Raw genomic sequence first — 25,678 nt, forward strand, 5'->3', positions numbered from 1 at the left:
ACAAAGGATGAGCAGTATGTCAACTTCGCGCGATTATCTGGAGTATCTAAACCAAAAGGTCGATATCGCCCCAGTAAACAGTGAAGAAGAATATCAGGCTGCGAGTACCATTGAGTCGTTGATGCAAAGCCACGGCCTTGAGACACGTATGCAGGATTTTGTGGCGCCTGGTCTCGGAAAACTGCCATACCGCATCGTGGGTATCTTGCTGTTTGTCGGTGTCTTTTTGTCGGGCTTGTTGGGTACGCCAGCAATGGTTGCGGGTATCCTTTTAACACTCGCTACGTTTGTCCTGCTTGCCCTGCATCATGCAGGTGTAGTTGACTTACTGGGTGGCTTGGGTAGAAAGATTCAAAGTCAAAACGTCATTGGTATCCACCGTGCTACAGGTCCGCTGGTGGTCAAAGGCAATCGCCCCATTGTGATTGTTGCCCACTACGATACGCCTCGTGAGAATCTGCTGTGCAATGAGCCCTTTGCGCGTTGGCAGCCCTTACTGCGCAAGTATTCTCCTCAAGCAAGTTGTCTTGCGGTGTTTTTTAGCGTTGTGCAATCCTTTGCTTTTATTCCTTCTGCCGCACGTCACATTATGTGGGTCGTTGCAATTATATGTGCGTTGCCCCTGTTGATGATTGGCGTTGCCGATTTGCAGCAGCGCTTTGCTCCTTGTACAGAAGGCAGCAATGATAACAAGTCCGGTGTGGCCGCCCTTCTTGGCGTGATGTCTATGGTGCATCCTGGCGATGATGAGGCAACAGGTTATGGCGAGCAGCGCGAGCGTCGCGATCGCGATGCTGCTGAGCGCGCACGAATTGCAGAGAGGGAGGCTGCTGCCGCAGAAGAAGCTGCCCGCAAGGCAGCTGAAGAAGAGGCACAGCGCTTGCAAGCAGAGGCTGAGCTTACAGACGCTGAAGAAACGCCTACCGATGAAGAACGTACAACCGCCGCTCAAGAAGAAGCAGTCCAAGACACCGCTGGTGTCGCTGACGAAGATGCTGAATACGATGACGACTACGATGAAGACGAGTATCTCGATGCTGAACCCGTAGAGGGTGAGGAGCTCGAAGACGAACCTGAATATGTCGATGAGCTTGAAGAGCAGGAACCTGAAGAAGAGCCTGTGGATGTTGAGACGGAAACCGATGAAGATGACGAAAAGTTATCCATGGAGACTTCAGAAGAACCTGCAGCTGCAAACCCCGCGGCTCCTATTGAGCATCTCTATGAAGAACCGATTTCAGCTGCTCGAGTTGTGACCCGCGAAGCAAAGGGCGAAGAAGTTCTTGGAGTCCGCCACGGTCAAGAGACTCTCGAAGCATTGCACATTCTTCCTGAGGGTTGCGAGATTATTTATAAGCTGTCCGAGGTGGCAGAGACTAACAACGATGAGGATATGCAGGAGAATGAAGCTACCTCTGACGCACAGTCTTATCAAGATGCAGAAGAGCCCTACGAAGAATCAGAATTTGATACTGAAGAATATGACGAAGAGTATGACGACGAAGAAGACGAGGGGTATCTTGTGCCCGATGAGGTCCAGCCGCAAGGTGTGGCCGCTCGCATTCAGGGATTCTTTGCGCATATAAAGGATAGTATTTCTGCGCACAAAGCTGTTGAACCCGAGCAATATGAAGAAGACTTGGGCTACGAAGATGCTTCTATAGATGAGCAAGGCGAGATTCAGGATAGTAATGTGGCTGCTGAGGATGAGTACGCCGAAGATGCCTACCCCGATGAAGATCTTGGATCAGAGGAAGATTTTGATTCAAGCAATTATGACTATGCTGATGCCGAACAACCTGAACCTGCGACTCGCCAGCGTGAAGAGAACGATGACGAATATCAATATCTTGACGCCATTATCGAGGAAGAAATTCCCGAAGACGAAGGCATTATGGAAGAAGCAGCGTCTGAACAAGCTGCTGAGGCTTCCGATGACGTTGTTGACGCGAGCGACGAAGTCGAGGAAAGAGCTACCGACGAGACAAGTGCTGCAGTTATAGAGGACTCAAGCGCTGCAGTTGCAGATGAGGCAATCGACGAAGTTACAGACGAGAAAGTCGACGATGCCACAGATGAGGCAAGCGATGAAAATGCTGCTGAGGAAGAGCCTAAAGAGGCCTCTATGACCACTCGCGTGATGCCACGTATCCAGGAAGATGTTGATGGTACTCTGCCGTTTGTTCCTTTAGGTCAACTGGCAGATGGCCAAGAAGTTGATGAGCACGCTGACACTAAAGATTCGTCGGGTTTGGACACCTTAGCTCCGGACGTGACAGTTATTTCTTCCAGGCTGCCTGACGAACATGCCGAACCCGCAACCCTCGATGATCCCGACTGGGGTAAGTCTAATTTCAGACCACCCGTAAGCAGCGTTGCCCGACGCGCTATACTTTTTGATTTGCCTGATCCTTTAGGGGATGAGGACGAAGTCGATCCTTTAAGTGATGAGCTTGAATCAACCGCAAAGACATCTCGTCGTCGTATGAGTGAGGCTGGTCAGCAGGCTCGCGCAGCGATAGATGCTGCTGTTCAACGTACAAGCGAAGCGCATGTAGACGCGCAGGAGCAGGACGTCGTACCTCAATCACTAACGACCCTGCACACTCCAGCTCCTCAGGATGAGAAGCCTAAAAACAAGCGTCGACGTGGCCTATTCCACCGCACCAAGAAAACCGAAGAGGAGCCTGAATCTTTGGGTGACTGGCTAGGCGTTGGTGATGATTACGATGCTAAAAAGGATGGTCGCGCCATCGGTAGCTGGGAAAACTTTGATGATGACGAGGGCGGCAAACCTCACCCCAACAATAGTTGGAAGGGTGGCGCCACAAGGCGTGACGGCAAACGTGCCAACGAAGATGATGTGCGGGTACAAGAAGAGCTCCGCGATAGCATTTTGGCTATGGGTGATGACGAACTGCTTGCCCATGACATCTGGTTTGTGGCACTAGGTGGCTCGTATGCAGACCATGCGGGTATGAAAGCTTTCCTTGCAGAAAATCGTCGCAATGCGCGTGGTTCCTTTGTAATAAATCTCTCTTGCGTTGGTGATGGAGAGTTGACACTGTTGACTGAAGAGGGTCAGGCAAATTCTCGCAAAGCCGACCGTCGTCTTACTCGTCTCATAGGTCAGATCGCCGATGATCTTCACATTGAGCTTGGTCGCAGCAGGCACAATTGGGAGGATACTGACGCCACACCTGCCATGCGTGCGAGAATGCGTGCCGCAACCATTTGTGGTCTTACCCCTGATGGTATTTTGGCGCTTTCTCAGGTGCCCGACGATGATCCTGATGAGGTGGATCCCGCACAAGTCAATTCGGTTGCCGAACTTGTCGCAGAAGTTATTCGCAGATCATAGCGCTGCGCAGCTGTGAGTGTTTAACTTCTCTATTGTTAGTACGCTTTGACCTCCAAGCTCTTTGTTTGAGAGCTTGGAGGTTTATTAATAGCACCAAACAATAGGCTGTGCGCTCGACCAGCGTGTCCCACCCCTAGATGTATGGCAGACCTACAAGGATCCCCACCACGCAAGCTCGATTTATAAAAAGGTAGGCGAACTGTATTACGCCTGTGTTTTTGTAGGCTTGCCTTTTTTCTTCCACACTCGATAGCAATAAACATAGCTATTCTCCTTTTGTTGGAAAGATGACTCTACACCCTCCAACTTGGATTTAGCTTGGATGATAGCTGCCTTTAACTGCACAAACGCTGGATAATTGCTGGTGGTAGTCTGCAAACATCCAGTATCTCATCCCTGCAATTGGCGTGGCAATCACGTGCGTTTGGCCGAAAACTTACGCGAGCTCCTCTCCTTGTGATAAAATTTCCACGCAATGCGGGCATCGCCAAGTGGTAAGGCAATGGCTTCCCAAGCCATCATCCGCGGGTTCGAATCCCGTTGCCCGCTCCATACATGTTATCGGGCCCTTCGGGGCTTGTTTTGTGTCTACGGTAGTTCGGTAAGGCGTCTAAGTTTTGAGGCACACGAGTAATGGGAAAAGAACCATCGGAACGAAAGGTTAAGAGGGGAGAAGGAGATGCCTGATATCCCTATGACCTCGCAAGAGTGCAGGCGAGCAATCGAGGGTCTTTCGCAGCAAATTGAAAACTATGCAAAGCTTTTGGTTCGTGTAGGCTGTGCGATTAGGCCAGGCCAAGAGTTTGTGGTTTCTACTCCTGTTGAGTGTGCTGACTTTGCTCGTCGTGTAGTTAAAGCGGGTTATGAGGCCGGCGCTGGTCACGTTACAGTGATTTGGGCTGATGATGTGATTGCGCGTATGGAGTACGAAAACGTCGATATCTCCTGGTTTGAGCGTACACCAAGCTGGAAACGCGAGCAGCTCAATAGTCTTGCTGAAGCGGGCGCAGCATTTCTTTTTCTTGAAGGCTCCGATCCTGCAATACTAGCAGGTATAGATCCTGCGAAACCAGCTGCTGCGCACCGTTCACGCAACCTCGAATGCAAAGCATTCCGCGATGGTATGGACTTTGGGCGCAACGTGTGGTGTATCGCGGGTGTACCTGTTGCGGCATGGGCAAAGAAAGTCTTTCCTGGGGTTTCTGCTGAAGAGGCAGTCTATCATCTGTGGGTAGCAATTCTATCCGTTGCTCGCTCCGATGGCAGTGACCCTCAGGGTGCTTGGGAAACGCACAACGCCACCTTTGAAAAGAACAAGCGTCTGCTTAACGCCGCAAAATACGACCGGCTGCGTTATCGTTCTTCAAACGGAACCAATTTAATTGTGGGCCTGAATCCAAATGGGATTTGGGAGGGCGGTGCAGGTCGCACCAAGGACGGTACGGTTTTCTTTCCTAATATTCCTACCGAGGAAGTCTTTACGACGCCTGATCGCATGCGTGTTGATGGTATCGTCTACTCTGCCTTGCCACTGGTTCATGCGGGCCAAATTGTGCGTGATTTCTGGTTGCGTTTTGAGGCCGGTCGTGTTGTTGAGTTTGATGCTGCTGAAGGCAGAGAGGTGCTTGAGCACATCATCAAAACGGATGAAAATGCCTGCCGACTAGGGGAGTGCGCATTAATTTCTAAGAGCACGCCCATCAGGCAGTCAGGCCTGCTTTTCTATGACACGCTTTACGATGAGAATGCTAGCTGTCACCTTGCGCTGGGTATGGGCTTCCCCGAGTGTATTGAAGGTGGTCTTGAAATGGACAAAGAACAACTTCTCGCTGCAGGGGTAAATCAAAGTGCAACTCACGTAGACTTTATGATTGGCTCTGACGACATGGATATTTGGGGCGTGAGTAAAGATGGCTCTGAAACCCCCATTTTTGTTTATGGTCAATGGTCTTGGGAAAGTTAGAGTTACCACAACACCACGGAGGTGCGTCATGCGTGCTTATGAAAGGCTATTAAAATACGTAAGCTACTCAACTGGATCTAATCCTGAAGCAACCGAAGTACCAAGCAACCCCGACGAGTTTATTTTTGCTCGTGATTTAGCTGCCGAGATGGAAACTTTGGGTTTTGTGGATGTTCATGTCGATGAGCACTGTTACATACGAGGCACCATCCCTGCAAATATTGAGAATTACGATGGCCCCGTCCTTGGCCTCATTGCTCATATCGATGTATCGAGCGCAGCTGCTTATACCGATATTAAACCTCAGGTGATTCACTATACCGGCGGCGATCTCGTACAAGATGCGGAAAAAGGCTATGTGGTAAGTCGCGATGACTACCCCTTTTTAACTCGCTATGAAGGGATGGATATTGTAACCTCCGATGGCACTACCTTACTTGGCGCTGACGATAAAGCAGGCGTGTCGGAGATTATGACTCTGGCCGAACAGTTACAGGCTGATCCTGCCATTAAGCACGGCACTATTGAGGTGTGCTTTACTCCCGATGAAGAAATCGGTCGAGGTAGTGATTTCTTTGATATTGACGGATTTAATGCTGATGTGGCTTATACCGTTGATGGAGAAGCGTTTGGTGAGGTGCAGGGCGAGACCTTCAATGCATTGAGCGCGACTGTGCGTATCAATGGCTTTAGCATCCATCCTGGGTCAGCAAAAAACATGATGAAGAATGCTTGCCGTATTGCCTGCGAGTTTGATGGTCTGATTCCTGACAGTGAAACCCCTGAGCATACCGAGGGCTACGAGGGCTTCTATCACCTGATCGAAATGAAGGGCGATGTTGAGCGGATGGATTTGGACTACATCATCCGTGATCATGACTTTGCTTTAGCACAAAGTCGCGCCGAGCATATGCATAGAATCGCTGAGTTCCTCAACAGTAAGTATGGCGACGGCACCGTTGAGGTCGATATTGAAGAATCCTACAGAAATATGATTGAAATTATCAACGAACATCCCCGCCTCCTAGAACTACCTATTGAGATTTTGAAGGAAATGGACGTTGAGGCAGATACCAGCCCTATTCGCGGTGGTACTGATGGCGCAACTCTTTCCTTTAAGGGCTTGCCGTGTCCCAACATCGGCGTTGGTGGCCACAACTTCCATGGGCGCAAAGAGTTTGCGGTTGTTCAGTCAATGGACTCTGTTGTTGAATTGCTTATCCGCTTGGTTCAAGCAATTGCCAAGGAACCCAAGACTTTGTAGTAGGTTTACACGAAAAAAATTCATATCAAGCTAGTTGTTCGTATCATAAAAGTCTTCGGCGTGGTAAAATCGCCACGCGTGACAAAACGCAAGGGTCGTTAGCTCAGTTGGTAGAGCAGGGGACTTTTAATCCCAAGGTCGTGGGTTCGATTCCCACACGACCCACCAGAAAGTACAAGGTCAGGGTTTCGACTCTGACCTTTTTCTTTAGCGAAGTGACATAGAGTGACAAAAAAGTGACACATAGCAGTAGAGAGGGAAAATGTGTGGTCCCCTCCAGACGCACTGCCTCATCAATGGCGAGCGGGTGAAAACTACTCAAAAGTGAACTAGGCCTTTAGTCATTTCCCCCGTAAAAGGCTGACTACTCATCATCTGCTCCTGAAAAATTTCTCACTCGATCGGTGCAACGAAAATGTCGAATAAACATCCACACTATTATTGATGTATCTGGTATTTCACCAGTTGGTAAAATAAATTAGTAAATTATATAGTTAATAGTGTGTATGTTTTTACGATCAAAAACAAAAAATAAATTTCTCAAGACAGCTACTCGTGCAGGTCAGAGGTGTAAGAATTAAAGCATTTTTTAATCCTGTAAGTAGAAGCACTCATAAACCTGCAGATAAAAGGGGTGTTATAAAGTCAGATTTCTCTATCGTGGAGATAGGGCATTTTTTCGTATTTCGGTATTTAGGTACGAGATGTCGCAGCGGGTGCTTTGTGCCCCTCAAACGCGCTCTGAGCGCTTGGTTTTGTGCGGGAGCATCGCCGTATACGTGAGATATGTGTCGCCATCATATTCATGCTGGGCTTTGCATATAGGATGTGCCGCTTTGTCTCGACTTTCCGTTTGCTGCGCTAGAATTAATACGCGGAACACCTCGGTGAAAGGATGCACATGATTGGTCGCTATACTCGCCCTGAGATGGGGGACATCTTTGAGCTTGAGAACAAGTATGCCATCTGGCAAGAAATCGAAGTGTTGGCCTGCGAAGCTCAGGCTGAGCTGGGGGAGACGGGTATTACACCCGAAGAGGCTGCCTATATCCGCGCTCATGCAAAATTTAATCGCGAAGAAGTAGATGCAATTGAGGCTGTTACCAACCACGATGTCATTGCATTTTTAACCAATATGGGATCCTATATTGATAGAGATGTTCCCAACGGCGAGCCAAAGCCAAGTCGTTGGGTTCACTTTGGAATGACGAGCTCCGATCTTGGTGATACTGCGCTTTGTTATCAGCTAACCCAAGCCACTGACCTGCTCATTGAAGATGTGCGTCAGCTGGGTGAGATTTGCCGTCGCCGCGCTTTTGAAGAGCGAAACACTCTTTGCGCTGGGCGCACTCATGGCATCCATGCCGAACCAATGACGTTTGGTATGAAGTTTGGTAGCTGGGCGTGGGAACTTTATCGCGATTTACAGCGCTTGCAAGACGCGCGCGCCAATGTTGCCTTTGGTGCAATTAGCGGCGCTGTGGGTACATATTCTTCCATTGATCCTTTCGTAGAGCAGTATGTCTGTGAGCATCTTGGTCTTACTGCAGACCCTCTATCCACTCAGGTGGTTAGCCGCGACCACCATGCATATCTTGCTGGTGTTCTTGCGACTACCGCAGCTACTTGCGAGCGTATTGCTACTGAGGTTCGAAATCTTCAAAAAACCGATACGCTGGAAGCAGAAGAGCCTTTCCGCAAGGGACAAAAAGGTAGCTCAGCAATGCCACACAAACGCAATCCTATTACGGTTGAGAAGGTGTGCGGTCTTAGTCGCGTTGTCAAAGCAAATGCTCAAGTCGCTTTTGATAATGTGGCACTTTGGCACGAACGCGATATATCACATAGTTCTGCTGAACGTGTCGCAATGGCGGACTCTTTTATTGCGCTTGACCATATGTTTCAGTGCCTCATTCGCATCATCGATGGCTTGATTTTGTATCCAGAGCAAATGAAGGCAAATCTCAACAAAACACGCGGACTCATCTATTCTTCCAAAGTTCTGCTTGCTTTGGTGGAGACGGGTATTACGCGCGAAGCTGCCTATGCGATCGTTCAGCGTAATGCTATGGATACCTGGCATGATGTACAGCAGGTGCGCCATGGCCCTAGTTTTCGTGAACGCCTTGCGGCTGATTCTGAGTGCACACTGAGCGCAGAGCAGCTTGATGCCATCTTTGATCCAAGAGCATTTCTTAAGCGCTCTGACATCCTATTTGACCGTCTGGAAGATTTGAGCTTTTAGTTTTTTTGGTAAAAGGGGAGAGACATGCCTTTCAAAAAATGGCCCGGCATTACCCGCCGCGGCCTATTTAAAGCAACTGCGGTTACAGGCGTGACCGCAGGAGCCATAAGCATTCTTGCTGGCTGTTCTCATCCCGGCGATGAGGATGCCGAAGCTCCTGTCATCGTAGATAAAAATAAAGCTCACTATGTTATCAATCCTGAAACGAATGAAAGCGTCTATTCTGTTACTGACCTGCCTATTAGCGAGGATAAAACCTATAACCTACCTCTTGGTAGCGTGCTGCGTCCAGGCGATGGCGATTGGCTTGCGATGACTTCGGTGGGCACTACGTCAAAGCCCGCAATTTTAGGTGCAGCCCTCAGTGTATCTGCAGGCACTGTGTCCAACGTAGTCACCTCTACCGTAACAGACGATACGCCAAGTATTGCAATTTTTGATGTGCGCTGTTCTGATTCGACGTATGCCTGGGTCGAGATGGATTTGCTTACCAAGTCCTGGGCGCTCTATGCGGCACCTTTTTCTAACGGAGAGCTTACCGGTAAGAGTACAACCTTATGGAAGGTAAACTCAAACTGGGACCCTCCTCGTATGGCGGTCGTTGGGGATAAGGTTATTTGGCAGGTTATGCCGTCCAAGACTGGCAAAAAAACAACAGAGAATTCTCGCTGCTACTTATGGAAGCTCGGCTCATCAGAAGCCCGCGTGGTGGTTGAGTCCCCTGGCCGTTTTGCAACAGGCCCTGAGGTTTCAGGCAATACCGTTACCATGTCGCCGCGTGTGCATGCATCCAAGGGAGTTTTTTATGGCATCACGGCATATTCCCTCGAAGACAATCTCAAAACTGTCGTAGATCAGCTAGTTCTCCCCCAAAGCGTAAATCCTATGTTTGCGGTACGTATAGGCGAGAAATTCGTTTTCTCCATTGAGGCAAGCTATGCTGCAGGCGGTCTTCTTGCATCAATGGGTACCTATATTGGTTCAAGCGATGGATCTTTTGTCGTATTGCCACGCGAGCCTGCTGCGGAGGTTGCGGGAAAAGATGGCCTCTACATTGTGAAGAGTCGTTCTTCTTACTTTGTTATTGATACGGAGAAAGAGCGCTACTCAACACTATCAGCAGCGGATCGCACGGTAGACTACGGTGATTTTCCTGCCCGCGATGGAGAGTGTAAGACCTTCGTAAGTTTCGCGACGGTCAAAGATGCCACAACAGGGTATCCCGCTTCGGTGGCAGTGCGGACTTTTCAGCTTTAAATTCAGTTAGCTTAAGCTATCGCTTAGAAAAATTTGTAGGATTATCACGAGGTGTGTCTTTCCAGGGATGCTGAGGCGTGCTAAGATATGTGGTAATTATGTGGGTGTTTTGCGAAGATTGGTGCCTGGGACGTGTTTACATCAACCAAGGCTTAACAAATTGAAACTGAGGGGAGCAACATGGCAGCTGACGAAAAGAGGATTCTACTCGTTGAGGACGAGAAAACCATTCGTGACGCTGTTGCGGCATACCTTGAGCGCGAAGGCTATGCTGTACGCGGTGTGGGCGATGGTCAAAGTGCCCTTGAGGAATTTGAGAAGCATTCCTTTGATTTGATTGTGCTCGACTTGATGTTGCCCAAACTTTCAGGCGAACGTGTTTGCCGTACCGTCCGTGAGACCTCCAATGTGCCCATCATTATGTTGACGGCAAAAGGTGAGGTAGAGGACCGTATTATTGGTCTTGAGCTCGGCGCGGATGACTATCTGATTAAGCCCTTCTCACCGCGTGAGCTCGTTGCTCGCGTGCGTGCCTTATTGCGCCGTGCGCATGCCGAAAATGAGCCTGCGCTTGAGGTGCTTGACTTTGGAGATTTGATTATTGATATCACGGGCCACAAGGTGCTTATTGAAAATCAAGAGGTGGACCTGACGGCCTCTGAGTTTAAGTTGCTCACCACGCTTGCTCGCTTCCCTGGACGTGTATATACGCGTATGGAATTAGTCGAGAAGGTTCTAGGTTACGATTTCGAGGGTTACGAGCGCACCATCGATTCTCATGTCAAGAACCTTCGTGCCAAGTTGGGTGACGACCCTCGTCATCCTCGTTGGCTCTATACCGTTCATGGTGTTGGCTATAGGTTCGAAGCGCCAAGCAAGCCTAGTGACGAGGCGGCGAACTAAGCTTTGTCAGACCTCTTTGACGTAGGCAGAGGTAATGAAAGCAGGTCCCACGATGATTCACGTCATGGGACCTACAATACAATGCGCCCCGAACCACAATCGCGTCCTTCGGGGTCATTTCAACTACGTACTGCAGTACTCTTCGCTGTTACTGCCATCATGACGGCGGTTGTGCTTTCTATGGTGCTTGCCTATGTATGGGAGGATCAGTTCCAAGGTTACGCACGTAGTAATATGGAGCGCATTGTGCGTTCTACAGCAGATACGCTTGGTGCTCACTATGATCAAGTGGGTGGCTGGAGTGCCGATTCAGAGAGCTTTATCAAAACCATCGTTGGTGAATACGGACAGATTGGCATTTTGGTACAAGATTCTACAGGGCGTAAAATTTATGACAGCGTCGACAAAAGCAACAGCAAAATAAAGAATGAAAAAGTCACCAAATCTTTGAGCACTGTGACTGCAAAAGTAAAAGCCAGCAGCGGTCGCGAGGTGGGCACTGTTCATATGTGGGCAAGAGACTCAAGCTCTTTGCTTACCGAGACCGATGCACGATTTCGTACGGATTCCTATAACGCAATTGTTTGGGCAGCACTGATTGCTGTGGGAATTGCCTTGGTTATGGGTGTGTTTTTCTCACGTTCGCTCGTGCGACCGATTAACCGCATTACTTCGACAGCACGCCAAATTCGCAACGGCGATCTTACTGCACGTACTAAGCTTTCAGGGGACGACGAGATTGGCCGCCTCGGTGAAACTTTTGATGAGATGGCAACAGGTCTCGAGCGTGACATCAAGCACGAGCGTCGTCTTACGGGAGATGTTGCCCACGAGCTGCGTACGCCTTTGATGGCAATTCAGGCTACGGTGGAGGCGATGCAAGACGGTGTGTTGCCTGCTGATGAAGAACATTTACAGACGGTGGATGATGAGGTGTGCCGGCTGTCTCGACTAGTTGATGCTATGCTGCATCTTTCGCGTCTTGAAAACGGCAAAACACGATTCCATCCTAAACATACTGATATTGTTTATCTGGTACGTAGTTTGATATCGATGCAGGAGCGTCTCTTTGCTGGTAAAGGCCTGCGTCTTGCTTTTGACGACAAGACAGCACACCACGAGCTTTATGCCGATGTAGATCCTGATGGTATCCGCGAGGCGATTACCAACCTTATGTCCAATGCTATGCGCTATACGCCTGAGGGCGGTTGGGTGCTGGTGACAGTGGAATCCGACCGCGATGACGTGCTGATTTCTGTGCGTGATACCGGTATTGGTATTGCTAAAGAAGAGATACCTAAGATCTTCTCACGCTTTTGGCGTTCAGCCGCGGGACGTGAGCGCGCCTCAGGAGGCCTTGGTGTTGGGCTTGCTATCACCAAAGGCATCATTGACCTACACAACGGCACTATTTCTGTAAAATCCGAGCTGGGGCATGGCACCACCTTTACCATGCGTATTCCCACTGATCAGTCTCGCCATGGTCGCAAGCAGGATTCTACTGAGGAATAGGAACACTTCACTAAGAAATAGGAAAGCTGCAAAAAAAGCTGCGTTGCAAGCTGTTTGCAGAGTAAGAGTGCATACAAAAAAGCAGGTCAGACGTATTGCCTGACCTGCTGTATATGCTGGTGACCCCGGGCGGATTCGAACCGTCGACACCAGGTTTAGGAAACCTGTGCTCTATCCCCTGAGCTACGGGGCCGTGCGTAAGGGTCATTTTATCACCTGTTGGCAAGCAATACCGCCACGGCTTTGACCCAAATGAGAACTACTTCGTGCCTTTATCCTTTTTGTCACGCGTCGACTTCTTGGGAGCATCCTCATCAAGGTGTGTCGCAGCATACTGCAAAATACGCTTGTCTGACATACGCGCAACTTCAGCATCGGCGGCATTGCGCATGGGACGTACAGAGCGCCAGTCAAAGACAAAACCAGCAATAATCAGCGCATAAGCAGCTACCAGCGTAATTACGCTTAATGTGGCACCAAAGCTACTTTTTTCGGCAGGGAAGAAGCGACCCAACACTAAAGACAGTACCGTCATGCCCATGCCGCCACCAAGCAAGACCCACCAAATATGCTGACTACGCTTATAAGAAGCGTGGCCATTCAAAATGGATCGAGCGACGCGCGTGCGAGCGTCAGCGATGTTGCGCTGACGGCGACGTTCAGCCTTTTGTTCTTCTTTGGTCATTTCAGACTGAGCTTTCCCCGTCTTGCCGAGTTTGTAATCTTCAGAAGATACAACACGGACAGCGGCGGCAGCCTCGCGACTGGGCTTCGCACGAGCAGCAGAACTCTTGTATTGACCAAAACTGCTTTTCTTTGCCGCGGAATTGTCTTCTTGTTGATCTGCTGTTGTGTCGGTTGCGCTCTTAGCGAAGGGATTGCCATTGAGTGCGGCTTCTTCGCGCGCGCCAGCTAACGTATCACGCAGTGACATGAGTCTCCTTCATGGGGATAAAACTTTCTCCAGTAATAATTTGGTATGCCTCTTGATAACGCTTGGAGGTACCCTCAATCACCTTGGCGGGGAGGTGAGGAGGCTCACCAGTCATATCCCAGTTGGCACGCAGCCAATCACGGACGTATTGCTTGTCATAGCTTGGTTGAACGCTACCAGCAGCATAACCCTCAGCAGGCCAGAAGCGACTGGAGTCAGGGGTAAGGCATTCATCAATTAAGGTCAGCTCGCCATCAACCAAACCAAACTCAAACTTGGTATCAGCAATAATGATGCCACGCGTTGAAGCATATTCGGCAGCAGCACGATACAGTTCCAATGAAGCATCGCGAAGTTGGGCTGCCATGCTTTCGCCGACAATTTCTGCACAGCGCTCAAATGAGATATTTTCATCATGGTCGCCGATAGCTGCCTTGGTCGAGGGTGTAAAGATGGGCTCGGGCAGCTGAGAAGCTTCGACAAGACCTTCGGGTAGCTTGATACCGCAAACCGTGCAGTCCTGATCGTAGGTCTTTTTACCGGATCCTGTGAGATAGCCGCGCACAATGCACTCAATAGGCAAAGGCTGCGCTTTACGAACAAGCATAGAGCGTCCAGCGAGATAATCCGTATATCCTGCATATTCATCGGGCAGGGCAGCAGGATCAATTGAAACCATGTGATTGGGAATCAAATCCTGGAAACGCTTAAACCAAAATGCCGAAATGCGGGTAAGAATTTCACCTTTGTAAGGAATCTCGTCAGGCAAAATAAAGTCATAAGCGCTGATGCGGTCACTTGCGACCATAAGCAACGTATCACCGCAATCATAGATGTCACGCACTTTACCTTGGGAGTCAGGGCGCATATCCATCGATTCCATGTGAAAATCTCCTTAATACTCAAGCGTAAATCATCGTCATTTACGCACCGCATATCGTACAAACGCGCTGATTATACGAGAAATGAGCGCAGAGTTTGTGAGTCTTTTATCTAGTGTTAAGAGTTATCACCTTGAGCGGATCCAGTCGAAACAGTAATGGTAATAGTGGAGCCCACAGAGGCGCTACGGCCACCGCCTGGACTCTGTGAGATAACCTTACCCTTCTCCACGCTTGAGCTAGATGCGGTCTCTACACTGACCTCAAAACCCACATCGCCCAGAGCGCTCTGAGCTTCTTCTTGAGTAAAGCCTACGACAGATGGAACATCAATAGAAGAAGGACCAGAGGAGACGGTGATGACAATCGTGGAGCCTTTATCGGCCTTTTCCGTGGCAGACTGACGGAACACAACGCCTTTGGCAACCTCGTCAGAAGCCTCCTTGCGGACATCCACCTTAAAGCCAGCATTGCTTAAAGTCGCAGTTGCATCGTCTTGACCCATACCAGTGACGTCAGGGACTTTGACCGATTCAACACCCAAAGAAAGCTGGTAGGTAACACTGTCGCCAGCTTTTGCTGCAGTGCCTGGTTTGGGATCTTGAGAGACAACTTTGCCCGCTTCTACATCGGGGGAGTATACACCGTCGCCAGCCTTTGAAACGAGCCCCCTACTCAGCAGAGCATCCTCGGCTTCTTTGGCTGTCATATTGGTGAGATCGGGAACAGAGACATCTTCAGCTGGCTTTTCGCCCTTAGAGATAGTGATATTAATTTCGGTATCTTTGGCAAATTGCTTGTTTGCGGCAGGATCTTGGCTCATGACACAACCAGACTCTACCGTGTCGCTGTAGCCCTCACGAACCTCACCCACTTTAAACCAATTTGTGGACTCGATGGCCTCAATGGCATCTTCGCGTGAGAGGTTTGAGAGGTTGGGTACCGCCTTGGTGCCACCGCCAGCAAAGATCGTGGTCCAAAGAATCGCAATAACGGTAATAACAAGCGCAATAGCCCCCAGTACACCAAGAATAGTGCGACGACCCTTTCGGCGCTCTTCAGTTTCTTGCCGTTCGCGTGCGAGCTCGGTAGCTGAAGTCTGGCGTGCACGTGCAGATGTGGTGCGTACAGGTGTTACACGTTGGGTGGCAGTAGTAGATGGGGCGCCAATTTGTGCAGTAGCTGTAGTGAGTGGTAATACGGCGGTTGCATTGTTGACTTCCTGAAGCCTACCCGCGAGATAGTCGTGCAACACGCGCACCAACTCGTCGGCGCTCTGGAAACGCGCATCAGGGTTTTTTTGCATGCATTTGAGAATAATGCCCTCAAGCGAAGGGTCAATCGCAGGATTGCGTTGGCTTGGCGGCTGCGGAGTTTCATTGACCTGCTTGAGTGCAACAGATATTGCATCATCTCCATCAAAGGGCACGCTACCTGTTGCAGCTTCGTACATAACGACACCAAGTGAGTAGATATCCGTGGTGGGACCCAAAGGCTTGCCCTGAGTTTGTTCCGGAGATACGTAGTGAGCTGTACCTAGAACAGAATTATCAGTTGTCAGATGGCTGTTTTTTGCACGCGCAATGCCAAAGTCCATGACCTTGATATTGCCGTCAGGCTGCACCATGATATTTTGCGGCTTAATGTCGCGATGAATGATGTCATGACGATGGGCTACGGAGAGAGCCTGTGCAATCTGTGAGCCAATCTGAGCAACTTTCTTGCCATCAAGCGCACCATGTCTCCGGATGCCGCTCTTGAGGTCGGTACCGCGTAAATACTCCATCACGATGTAATAGGTATCGTTATCTTTACCCCAGTCGTAGACCGAGACGATATAGGGACTCTGCAAAGCCGCCGCCGCCTGAGCTTCCTGCTTAAAGCGAGCAGCAAAAGATGGGTCGTTAGCATACTGCGGCAGCATTGTCTTGATAGCGACCGTACGGCCTAACACACGGTCGAGACCGCGGTAGACAACCGCCATTCCACCTGCCCCGACCTTATCTTGAACTTCATATCGTCCGCCGAGTGTCCTACCTGGCATTTGCAGCTCCTATCTTGCTCGCAGCACGCTTACTGCGCTCTTACATAATCTCATAAGCTTCGCTCTTTGGGCGCGAAGCTACGCTACTCACACAGATCAACTAGCACCTGCCGCCTGTACATTGAGACAAGCGGCGAGTACTTCTCCTGCCACAGTAGTGGCAACGCCGTGAACAGAATTATCATCGACCTGCTCAATGACTACCGAAATAGCCACAGTAGGATTTTTATAAGGAGCAAAACCGATAAACAGTGAGTTAGACCATTTGCCATTATTAGTTTCGGCGGTACCTGTTTTGCCGGTTACTTGGACTCCACGGATGGCAGCGCCGCCGCCCGTACCTGATTCAACTACGCTGAGCATTGCTTCTTTGAGCTGGTCTGCGGTAGAAGCAGAAAAGACCTTACCTAGGGAAACTGGTTTAGTCTCAGAGGTAGTCGTACCCTCATGAGAAACAATGTGGTCAATAACATAGGGTTGCATGGCTTCGCCACCATTTGCAACCGCTGCCGCAAGCACCGCGTTTTGCATCACAGTGGTATAGGGACCATTGTTGCCCTTATGTTGTCCCACAGGTTGGCCTGCTGCCGCCCAAGCGGTTTCCCATTCGGACATCTCGTCGGCCGCAGGCATTGTAGAGGGCAGAGTTGAGAAGTCCTGACCAATAGAGCTGCCATAGCCAGCTGCTTGAGCATAAGAAATGAGATTTTTGGCCCCAACTTGACTACCTATCTGTGCAAAGACGGTGTTGGCAGAGTTTGCAAACGCATCCTTGGCGCTGAGAGATTCCCAGGAATTGTTTTCAAAGTTAGTGACCGCAGCTCCGCCAAAATCCATTGAAGCGGGAGCGGGATAGGAGGTTTCAAGCGTTGTGCGCTTGAGGTCAAGAGCGGCTCCTAGAGTGAGCGTTTTGAAAGTGGATCCTGGTGCATAGAGTGCGCGAGTGGTCCTGTCAACAAGGGGCGAGTTCTTATCGTCGGCTACGATATAGCCGCTTTGATCATAAGAATAGGTGGGTGAAGAGGCCTTTGCTAATACAGCACCTGTTGAAGGGTCGAGAACAGTAATAGCTCCCACATATCCTTCGAGTGCACGTTCAGCAGCACGCTGCATTTGTGAATTAAGGGTAAGCACAACAGACGAGCCCGCGTTGGGTACTCCTGCTAGCGAAAGCAGAGCGTTATGCAGATTAGAAAAGTCTGCGTCACCCTTGAGCGCATCATTTGCTGCGAGTTCGACTCCGGTAATCTCTCCGGTAGAAACAAAGCCAACGGTATGTACCGCTAAAGAACCCTGGGGATGGTTGCGCTGATAGCTACCATCAGCTTGCAAGACCGACTCTGCGAGCGTGACCTCATCGGAAGTCACAATTGAGCCACGTTGGACACGACGAGCTTTGAGTGCGGTATGGGTGTTGTATTGGTCGTGCTGTAGGGTTTCGGCATGAATGACCTGCACATAAGTGAGGTTTGCAATGAGCGCGGCAAACATGAGGGAAAACACGGAGACAATCACAGTAAGTCGCTTACCCAGAGCAACACGGCCAAGTACGCCAGATTCAGGTGTGAGCATGCTATAGCGTCCACGGGCGTGTGCACCATGCACTACTGAAGAAGCAGTGCGCGCACCGCTGAGGGCAGGATTTTGGGTGGTATTAAATTTAATTGAGTCAGAAGTTTCTACCTGGACGCCATGTCCTGTACCTTCATCACCCGCACGTAGCAAAAGACCAATAATGATAAAGCTTGCCAGTAAAGAGCTGCCACCCTGACTCATAAAAGGCAAGGTGACACCTGTAAGCGGCAACATTTTGGTGACACCGCCCACAATAACAAAGGCCTGAACGGCAATAGCGGCGGTCAGTCCTGCTGCGGTAAATGCGGAGACATCAGAACGTGCACGTGCCGCAGTAGCAAGGCCACGCACCGCTAGGAGCAAATAACAAATCAGTACAGCGGAGGCGCCCAGAAGCCCCAGCTCTTCTCCGATAGCAGCAAAAATAAAGTCAGATTGAACAAAAGTAACAGTCTGGGCTGCCAGACCCTTACCAATGCCTGTACCTGCCATGCCACCGTCTGCCAACGAGTAGAGCGATTGCAAAATTTGCATACCGCTACCCCAGCGATCTTGGGTGGGGTCAAGCCACATATGTACACGAGTTTGTACGTGACCAAAAAACTTAAAGCAAAAAACGCCACCAATAGCGAGTAACAAAAAGAAAAAAATGACATAGCTTGGACGTCCTGTGCAAACAAAAAGCATGAGCACAAAGAAACTAAAGAAAAGCAAAGCGCTGCCTAGATCACGTTCAAAGACCACTACCAAAAGCGAAATGCCCCACATGACCAACATAGGCGCCAGCATGCGCGGGCGGGGGAGAGCAAGGGGTCCGATATGGCGCATGGAAGCAGAGAGCATTTCTCGATTTTCTGCGAGATACGCGGCAAGGAATAAGATAATGAGAATTTTTGCAAGCTCACCTGGTTGGAAAGAGAGAGGCCCCAAACGTAGCCAGAGGCGTGAGCCGTTGATTTCAGTACCAAAAATCATTGGAATAAGGAGCAGCACAATACCTGCAATACCTAGGGTAAATTTGTATTCTGCCAGCTGGTCGAGGCTGGGTACAAAATAGAGTGTGGCTACCATTGCAGCAACCGAGACAAAGAGCCATATGACTTGGCTGTTTGTCTGTCCTCCCGTGAGACGTGATACAAAGGTAATACCAATGCCTGAGAGCACAAATACCAAAGGTAAAATTACAGGATCTGCTGCAGGGGCAAGCCTGCGAACAGCAAGATGTGCGCCGGTAAAAGCAACAAGAAGACCTAGCGGTACAGCAAACGCTGAGATACTCAAAGCAACCTTGTCAGAGACCAAATACATGGCATAAAGCAGGCCTACCGGTACGGCAGCAAGTAGCAGTAAGAGCAACTCTGTATTGCGTCTACCGTTGATTTGTTGTTCCCGCATCCTTATTCACCTGCCCCAGAAGTATTTGTGTTGCTTTCTTTATTTTCCTCACCCAGAGGCACCGCGGGATTGTTGGGAGAAATGCCCTCTTGTTCGACTTTCTCCTTGGTTTTCGCCGTTTGGTCAAGAGTTTTTGTGGTGCTTTCCATATAAGCATTTATCTTCGCGTAGGCATCTTTGTAGCTTTCTGCTGCAACGCCCTCATGCTCTAAGCGAGTGCGCGTTGCTTCATCAGTAATTTCGGAGGTCTGTACATCTGATGTTTCCACCCATTCATTAAGGGGAAGGCCAAAAACGCGGTCATTCCAACCTCGGTAAATAGCAATGCGTCCGTTATGATCTTTGAGAAAGTAAGACGAACGGATTATCAAAGTCATTGACGCCAACATCAACAGTACGAAGCCAAGAATACAAGCGGTTACCCGTAAGATATGGCGTTTCTTTTTTGTCCAGCGCTCCTCTTCCAAACCATCATCTTCGATATCTACTACCAAAACAGTAACGTTGTCATGACCACCCGCAGAAAGTGCTTCGGCAACCAAGCTATCTGCGGCAGACTGAGGGGTGGTACAGGATACGGCAATTGATTCAATTTTTGAATCTTCAATCATGGATGAGAGACCATCAGAACACAAAATTAGACGATCTCCGGTAGAAACATTGATGGTGAAGTGGTCGGCATACATTTCGGGGTCAGAACCCAAAGCGCGTGTGATAACCGAGCGCGAGGGGTGAACCCGTGCCTCGTCAGCGGTAATCTCACCCGCATCGACTAACTCCTCCACGTAGGAGTGATCATGTGTGAGACGTACGAGTGTACCCGCATGCAAAAGATAGAGGCGCGAATCTCCCACATGCGCGATTGCCATTTTGTCGCCAATAATAATGACAGAAGTGCAGGTAGAACCCATGCCGGGTTTACCTTTACCCTCTTTAGTACCGTTGATAACAGCAAGATTTGCTGCTTCAACGGCAGCACCTAAGTACACATCATCCGCTTCATGAGGAGCTTGTTCAGCAAGCGTCTGAGCAGCAATAGAACTAGCTACTTCACCCGCAGCATGTCCGCCCATACCATCACAAACAGCAAACAATGGTGCACGAACAAGAAAAGAATCCTCGTTATGCTCACGTACGAGACCCACGTCAGATCGTACACCCCAAGACAGACGCGTGGTCGAGCCGGTGGTAGTTTGAGAATCTTCCCGTGAATCCAGGCAAAGCATATCGTGCCCTGGACTCGTCACCGGAGCTTTTTTCTCTTGGGCGCTCCGATGGAGTGAGGGTCGCTTTACCGAATTTTTTAGCATGGATAGATTCATATGGACATCTCGCTAGCGTCGGCTAATACGCATGATGGCATCGCCTACCTGTACCTCATCTTCGTCCCTCAGCGTCACTGGCTGGTCGATGGGGTGTCCATTTACAAGAGTGCCATTGGTTGATTGCAAATCCTCAAGCACCAAGGCAGGGCCCTGAAGGGTATAGCGTGCATGCGTAGCTGAAACAAAGGGTTCATCAATAACGATATCGGATGAAGGTGAGCGTCCCATTACGACTGGTCCTAAGATATCCACACGAAGGCCGCGTAGATTGGAAGGCCCTTTCTCAACACTCACGGTCCAAATCGCAGCATCCTTGCGCTGTCCGCGCACAAGACCAATACCTGTCTTCATTGTGGTAAAGAGGAACAGGTAAAGGAAAGCGACAAGCAAAAGTCTACCGACGAAAAGGACAAGATCAATCATCTTTAGTTCTCCCGAAACTCGAGATTCATCAAGCCAACGGTAATAAGGTCACCGTCGTGCAGAGCGCATTCTGTAATGTCTACATCATTTACCAGCGTGCCGTTGGTAGAGTGTAAATCTTTAATACGCCAGCCGCGACCATCCCAAGAAATCTGGGCATGGCGGCGAGAAACGTTGGGATCACGCAACACCACAGCGCCTTCACTACGTTCACGACCAATGATGGCGCTGGGAGCAGAGGCAATATAGCTACGTCCCGATTGATGGTCAATGAGCGTGCAGGTGTAGTTCTGCTCGGATTGAGAAACTGGTGCAGTTGCGGGTGTTGCTGCGGGAGCGGGTTGTGCCTGAGGACGCCTTTGAGTCACTGGTATAGACACGGGCCGTGCTGTGGGTGCAGGGCTGGGGGCTAGTGCATCGGCGTACTGACTATCGACATAGTCTGTAGGGATAACACCTAAGCCAATGGAGTCGTCAGTCAAAGGAGATCCTGATATGGGGATTGCTACAGGGTCAGGCACAGGAATAGCGCGCATATGCTCGGAGGCAATGCCAGGCACACGAGAGACGAGCGGCGAAGCAGGCTCTGCTGCAGGCTCAGGCTCGGATAGCGCAACCGGTACAGGAGCAGCAACGGGAGTAGGTATTACTACTGGAGCAGGTTTAACTGCGGGAGCCGGCGTAATGGCATCATCTTCGTGCGTCTGAGGCTCAGGAACAGCCATCGGAGCCTCTACGGGCTGCTTGAGAATAGCGCGCTTTTGGCGCTTTTTGCTACGAGGAATCTCGACAGCCGATGCAGCCGCAGAAGCAGCTCCACCTAAGGTAGAAGCACCAGAAAGAAAAGCCTCTTCCTCAATACGTAAACGATTGAGCGTGCGTACATCAACGTTTTCTGCAAAGACGGCAAACCTACCGCTGCGTAGGGAGGGATCAACCATAAATCGAGCAAGTGGCTTACCAACAAATACATAATTGTGCCGCTTGCCTTCCTGTTCGACCAAATCAGACAGCTCCGCGGTGAACTGAGGATACAAAGCTCGCATTGTTGCATCGTCGGCAGAGGATACAAGGATGGTATAGAGAGCAGGGGCAGTATTGACCCCGTCAACTACGAAAGTCTCTGCTTCCATCTCACGGGCAGCACGGCGGGCGAGCTTGCGAAGAGATATAGGAGCTGTAAAGCCCTGAGGAGCAGCGCCAAAAATACTGTTCATGCGCTGCTCGAAAGTTTTGAAGACGTTCATCTGGACTCCTCGTCCTCGAAATGTCGTGACTCTTGCAAAGCACTGATAAGAGACACAAATATAGTTAAGAGTACCGCAACACCTACCGTTTCCCACGTGGGGGCCGGCCATATGCCGCCATTCTCCATTCGAGCCGCTACAAGCTGGGAAAAACATACTATGCCACAGCAGCTAATTTGGCCAATTATAAAGCGCGTTCGAGAGGCTTCGGGACGTCCGATAATACTTGCAAGACAGGCTGCAAGTATGCAGCCGCCAAGACGAATGAGTGAGGGGAAAGAAATGAGCAGCGGTAGCTTTGTGCTGGCTTTTGCAAGTTGAAAACCTACAGGTATTAATAGGAGTTTGAGCTGAGTGAGCAGCCAAGCAAAACCAGCACTAATAGCTGCCCTGGGGACATCTGAGTTACAACCTGCAACTGCAGCAGCAGCAGCGTTTTGGCCTAAAGCAGGAGCGACGAGTAGTGCAAGCGACGCTGTCTGAGTATGGATTTGCTTGAACCACAGCGTGCCAAAACAGGCAATGATTGCGACGGCTAATAAAATAGACGGCCCGTTGCCTGCAGGCAAAAGAGCAAGCGCAAAGAGCAGGGGTATAAGGAGCCCTGCAAGTGGAGTCCAGCATGCTACTGCAGCAGCTACCGCCAAAACTCCTGGCACTATAGGAACGCTTTGAGTGAGGGGGATATGAGGTAGAAGCTCAGCGGTAAGCAGCGACGCTGCGATTGCCGTGAGTCCACGTACGACTGCCGATGCCAACCAAGGAAACCGCACTGCTAGTGGAATGCGTTCACCTTCCCACTCGTCATCATCTAGCCCGTCTTCCTGAGAGGTAAGAGAGGAGATAGATGCAGCACCTTCCTCAGGATCACCTAGGCCAAAGGCCATATCGTCGGCTACCTGATCGGCGTTTGTGGGACGAAGGGCGGGGTCTGCATCAAGACAGGCCATAATGGTCTGCTCGGTAATTCCCGCAAGGGTAGGATCTTTTTTGGAGAGACGGGGACGAATGCCGCGGCGAATGGCAAGAGCAGATTGCTCAGCAGTATCCGCGGCAAAAGGATTGGTGCCGGTAAGTGCCTGCACCAAGACAACTACCATCGAAAAAATATCAGCTCGTTCATCGACCGTACCACCCTCAATCTGCTCGGGTGGCATATAGCCTACGGTTCCACCGCGCGCATCTGCAAAACCTGCGGCAGAAGAAAGAGCGGCCATACCAAAGTCACAAAGTTTAATTTTGCCTTCGTGAGTCAGCATGATATTAGACGGTTTTATGTCGAGGTGAAGCACCCCCGCGTGATGCGCAAACGCCAGCGCTGCACCAAGTTCTTGTGCAAGGTAAGCCACTTCATCATGGGTGAGTGTGCCGCCCTCAACGCGGGAAAGCAACTCGGATAAAGTCATACCATCAACGTATTCCATAACGAGATAAGCAATTTGATTTTCAACTGCGAAATCATGTACCGCAACGATGCCGGGATGTTCGAGGCGGCTTGCAGTACGCGCTTCAGAAAGTGCTTCTTCTATGGTGGCATCAGCCTGCGCAATTGTGGCATCAGGAATTTGAGCGGTCTGATTGATGAGCGGTGCCAAACGCATTCGCTTGATTGCCACGCGACGTTGCAGGCGAGTATCCCAACAGGCAAGAACCGTGCCAAAACCACCAGTACCACAGCTACCCATCACACGATAGCGGCGCAAGATCATGGTCTCGGGCATATCGTTTTGTTCGACAACTTTTTGAGCTGCTGGATAACGTACATGTGTATGGGCATCAGCTATAGGCACGTTCGCGCAGTCCTTTCTATGTTTGAGCTTCATTTGAATAAGGCGCGTGTATGTGTCATGAGTATACTGTAAGGCGTAAATGACCATGAAAGGAGACCAGTTCACATGACTCAGACAGAAAAGCCTCTGGTGGGCATCATTATGGGTTCGAAATCTGATATGGCCGTAATGGAGGGCTGCACCAAGCAGCTTGAAGAGCTCGGAGTACCTTATGAGCTCATTATTGCTTCGGCGCACCGTACCCCTGCAAAAGTGCATGAATGGGCATCTACCGCAGCTGATCGTGGTATTCGTGTCATCATTGCAGCAGCTGGTAAAGCTGCTCATCTTGGTGGTGTTGTTGCAGCATATACGCCGCTACCCGTGGTTGGCGTACCGATGAAGACGTCTGATCTGGGCGGCATGGACTCCTTGCTGTCTATGGTACAGATGCCAACTGGTGTACCTGTGGCTTGTGTGGCAATCGGTGGAGCCAAAAATGCTGCTATCTATGCAACGCAAATCCTTGGTGCCGCTATGCCTGAATGGCGTGAAAAAATAGCGGCATTCAAGACAGCGATGGCAGAGGCATAGCGTGGCGCGTCATATGGGCAGCTCGTCTTCTGCCAGCAACAAAACAGTGCATATGGCTGCGTCGGTGGAGGAGCCATTGAGTAACCACGCGGTAAATCCCCTGCCTTCTCATGCAGGCGGTGTAAATGGTTTACCTTCACAAAAGCCAAACCGCGGATCTAAAGGTCGGCGCATTTTCTCAACCCTGTTGCTTGCGGTGGGTATTGTCTTGCTGCTGGTAGCGGGTGGCATGTTTGCTGTGCAGCAATGGGGCTACTACCAACAAGATAAGGTGAACAGCGATCTTGCTGCGCACGTCAAGATTGATGATGCGCCCAGTCAGGGTTCCGAGGTGGAAAAATGTCCCGTGACGGTAGACTGGGCCGCTCTCAAGAAGGTTAACGATGAGGTTGTCGGCTGGCTTTATGTGCCCGGCACCACCATCAATTATCCCATCTATCAGCACTCTGATAACGAGTATTACTTACACAATAATGCCGAGGGTACCTGGACTGTTGGCGGCCAGCTCTTTATGGATTATGAAAACACCAAGCCAGGTCTTGTGGACAATCAAAGTCTGATTTATGGCCATCACCTGCTTAACGGCACTATGTTTGAGCAAATTGCAGCCCTTGATGACCAAAAGAAGTTTGATGAGATGGGCACCATTTGGTATGTCACCGAGCAAGGCGCACATCGTTTGAAGCCCGTCTTTATGTATGACACGGCGCGTGAAGATATGGATGCGCGTACGACTAATTTTGCCAGCGCTGATGAGCTGCATAAGTTTTTAGCAAAGCGTCTTGATAAGGCGTTGACGCGTCGTGCTGATGCAGACAAGATTGTCTCCAAGGTAGATCATGTGATGACTTTATCTACCTGCATCTATTACTCCAAGTACGAAAAGGGACAAGGCCGCGGCTTGCTGGTGTGTGCTCCTGTAGAAGAAATCGATGCAGCGCTTGCTGCAACGAAATAAGGACTAGCAAACTAAGGCAGACGGTCAC

Annotated in this window: 17 protein-coding genes and 3 tRNA genes; 11 read left to right on the forward strand and 9 right to left on the reverse strand. The window is 50.1% G+C overall.

The features are described from left to right. The first annotated feature begins 16 nt into the window (after positions 1-16). From BN4314_RS04110 to BN4314_RS04155, 9 genes are all read left to right on the forward strand, one after another. The gene (locus BN4314_RS04110) at positions 17-3,361 is read left to right on the forward strand and encodes a hypothetical protein (RefSeq protein WP_068539927.1); all 3,345 of its coding nucleotides are present in this window, start codon (positions 17-19) and stop codon (positions 3,359-3,361) included. A gap of 477 nt (positions 3,362-3,838) precedes the next feature. Then, a tRNA-Gly gene (locus BN4314_RS04120) sits at positions 3,839-3,913 on the forward strand. Positions 3,914-4,040: 127 nt separating this feature from the next. Then, on the forward strand, positions 4,041-5,324 hold the full coding sequence (locus BN4314_RS04125; RefSeq protein WP_068539929.1) for an aminopeptidase: 1,284 nt from the start codon (positions 4,041-4,043) through the stop codon (positions 5,322-5,324). A 28-nt stretch (positions 5,325-5,352) separates the two neighbouring features. After that, positions 5,353-6,588, forward strand: a complete 1,236-nt coding sequence (gene pepT, locus BN4314_RS04130) for a peptidase T (protein ID WP_021734786.1) — start codon at positions 5,353-5,355, stop codon at positions 6,586-6,588. Positions 6,589-6,680: 92 nt separating this feature from the next. Then, positions 6,681-6,756, forward strand: a tRNA-Lys gene (locus tag BN4314_RS04135). 733 nt (positions 6,757-7,489) lie between these two features. After that, positions 7,490-8,833 carry an adenylosuccinate lyase gene (gene purB / locus BN4314_RS04140; protein ID WP_068539930.1) on the forward strand — a complete coding sequence of 448 codons (1,344 nt, stop codon included), beginning with the start codon at positions 7,490-7,492 and terminating at the stop codon, positions 8,831-8,833. Positions 8,834-8,857: 24 nt separating this feature from the next. Next, a complete protein-coding gene (locus BN4314_RS04145) occupies positions 8,858-10,090 on the forward strand; it encodes a Tat pathway signal protein (RefSeq protein WP_068539932.1) in 1,233 nt (410 codons plus the stop codon). Between the two features lie 180 nt (positions 10,091-10,270). Further along, on the forward strand, positions 10,271-10,993 hold the full coding sequence (locus BN4314_RS04150) for a response regulator transcription factor (protein ID WP_021734644.1): 723 nt from the start codon (positions 10,271-10,273) through the stop codon (positions 10,991-10,993). 3 nt (positions 10,994-10,996) lie between these two features. Next, positions 10,997-12,505, forward strand: a complete 1,509-nt coding sequence (locus BN4314_RS04155) for a sensor histidine kinase (RefSeq protein ID WP_068539933.1) — start codon at positions 10,997-10,999, stop codon at positions 12,503-12,505. A gap of 117 nt (positions 12,506-12,622) precedes the next feature. Here BN4314_RS04155 and BN4314_RS04160 read toward each other — a convergent pair. The 9 genes from BN4314_RS04160 to BN4314_RS04200 form a co-directional block, all read right to left on the reverse strand. Beyond that, positions 12,623-12,698 (reverse strand) — tRNA-Arg (locus tag BN4314_RS04160). A gap of 66 nt (positions 12,699-12,764) precedes the next feature. Beyond that, a complete protein-coding gene (locus tag BN4314_RS04165) occupies positions 12,765-13,439 on the reverse strand; it encodes a hypothetical protein (protein WP_021734460.1) in 675 nt (224 codons plus the stop codon). After that, positions 13,426-14,322, reverse strand: a complete 897-nt coding sequence (locus tag BN4314_RS04170; protein WP_187369541.1) for a phosphoribosylaminoimidazolesuccinocarboxamide synthase — start codon at positions 14,320-14,322, stop codon at positions 13,426-13,428. The genes BN4314_RS04165 and BN4314_RS04170 overlap by 14 nt, the downstream gene beginning before the upstream one ends. Before the next feature lie 116 nt (positions 14,323-14,438). Next, the gene (gene pknB / locus BN4314_RS04175; protein ID WP_068539934.1) at positions 14,439-16,364 is read right to left on the reverse strand and encodes a Stk1 family PASTA domain-containing Ser/Thr kinase; all 1,926 of its coding nucleotides are present in this window, start codon (positions 16,362-16,364) and stop codon (positions 14,439-14,441) included. A 96-nt stretch (positions 16,365-16,460) separates the two neighbouring features. Continuing rightward, entirely contained in the window at positions 16,461-19,334 is a 2,874-nt protein-coding gene (locus tag BN4314_RS04180) for an FtsW/RodA/SpoVE family cell cycle protein (protein ID WP_068539936.1), read from the reverse strand. A gap of 2 nt (positions 19,335-19,336) precedes the next feature. Then, a complete protein-coding gene (locus BN4314_RS04185; protein ID WP_068539938.1) occupies positions 19,337-20,560 on the reverse strand; it encodes a Stp1/IreP family PP2C-type Ser/Thr phosphatase in 1,224 nt (407 codons plus the stop codon). A 108-nt stretch (positions 20,561-20,668) separates the two neighbouring features. Then, complete coding sequence (locus tag BN4314_RS04190; protein WP_021734568.1) at positions 20,669-21,082, reverse strand: FHA domain-containing protein; 414 nt, start codon at positions 21,080-21,082, stop codon at positions 20,669-20,671. Between the two features lie 2 nt (positions 21,083-21,084). Then, on the reverse strand, positions 21,085-22,329 hold the full coding sequence (locus tag BN4314_RS04195) for an FhaA domain-containing protein (protein ID WP_068539940.1): 1,245 nt from the start codon (positions 22,327-22,329) through the stop codon (positions 21,085-21,087). Then, positions 22,326-24,152 (reverse strand): serine/threonine-protein kinase, encoded by a 1,827-nt coding sequence (locus BN4314_RS04200; RefSeq protein ID WP_187369542.1) that lies wholly within the window; start codon positions 24,150-24,152, stop codon positions 22,326-22,328. Before BN4314_RS04200 ends, BN4314_RS04195 begins: the two co-directional genes overlap by 4 nt. A gap of 72 nt (positions 24,153-24,224) precedes the next feature. Between BN4314_RS04200 and purE the strand changes: the two genes are divergently transcribed. Further along, positions 24,225-24,692 (forward strand): 5-(carboxyamino)imidazole ribonucleotide mutase, encoded by a 468-nt coding sequence (gene purE / locus BN4314_RS04205; protein WP_021734461.1) that lies wholly within the window; start codon positions 24,225-24,227, stop codon positions 24,690-24,692. A 52-nt stretch (positions 24,693-24,744) separates the two neighbouring features. Further along, on the forward strand, positions 24,745-25,650 hold the full coding sequence (locus BN4314_RS04210; protein WP_068540805.1) for a class B sortase: 906 nt from the start codon (positions 24,745-24,747) through the stop codon (positions 25,648-25,650). Positions 25,651-25,678 lie beyond the last annotated feature (28 nt).

Source organism: Olegusella massiliensis (assembly GCF_900078545.1).
GTDB classification, from domain to species: domain Bacteria; phylum Actinomycetota; class Coriobacteriia; order Coriobacteriales; family Atopobiaceae; genus Olegusella; species Olegusella massiliensis.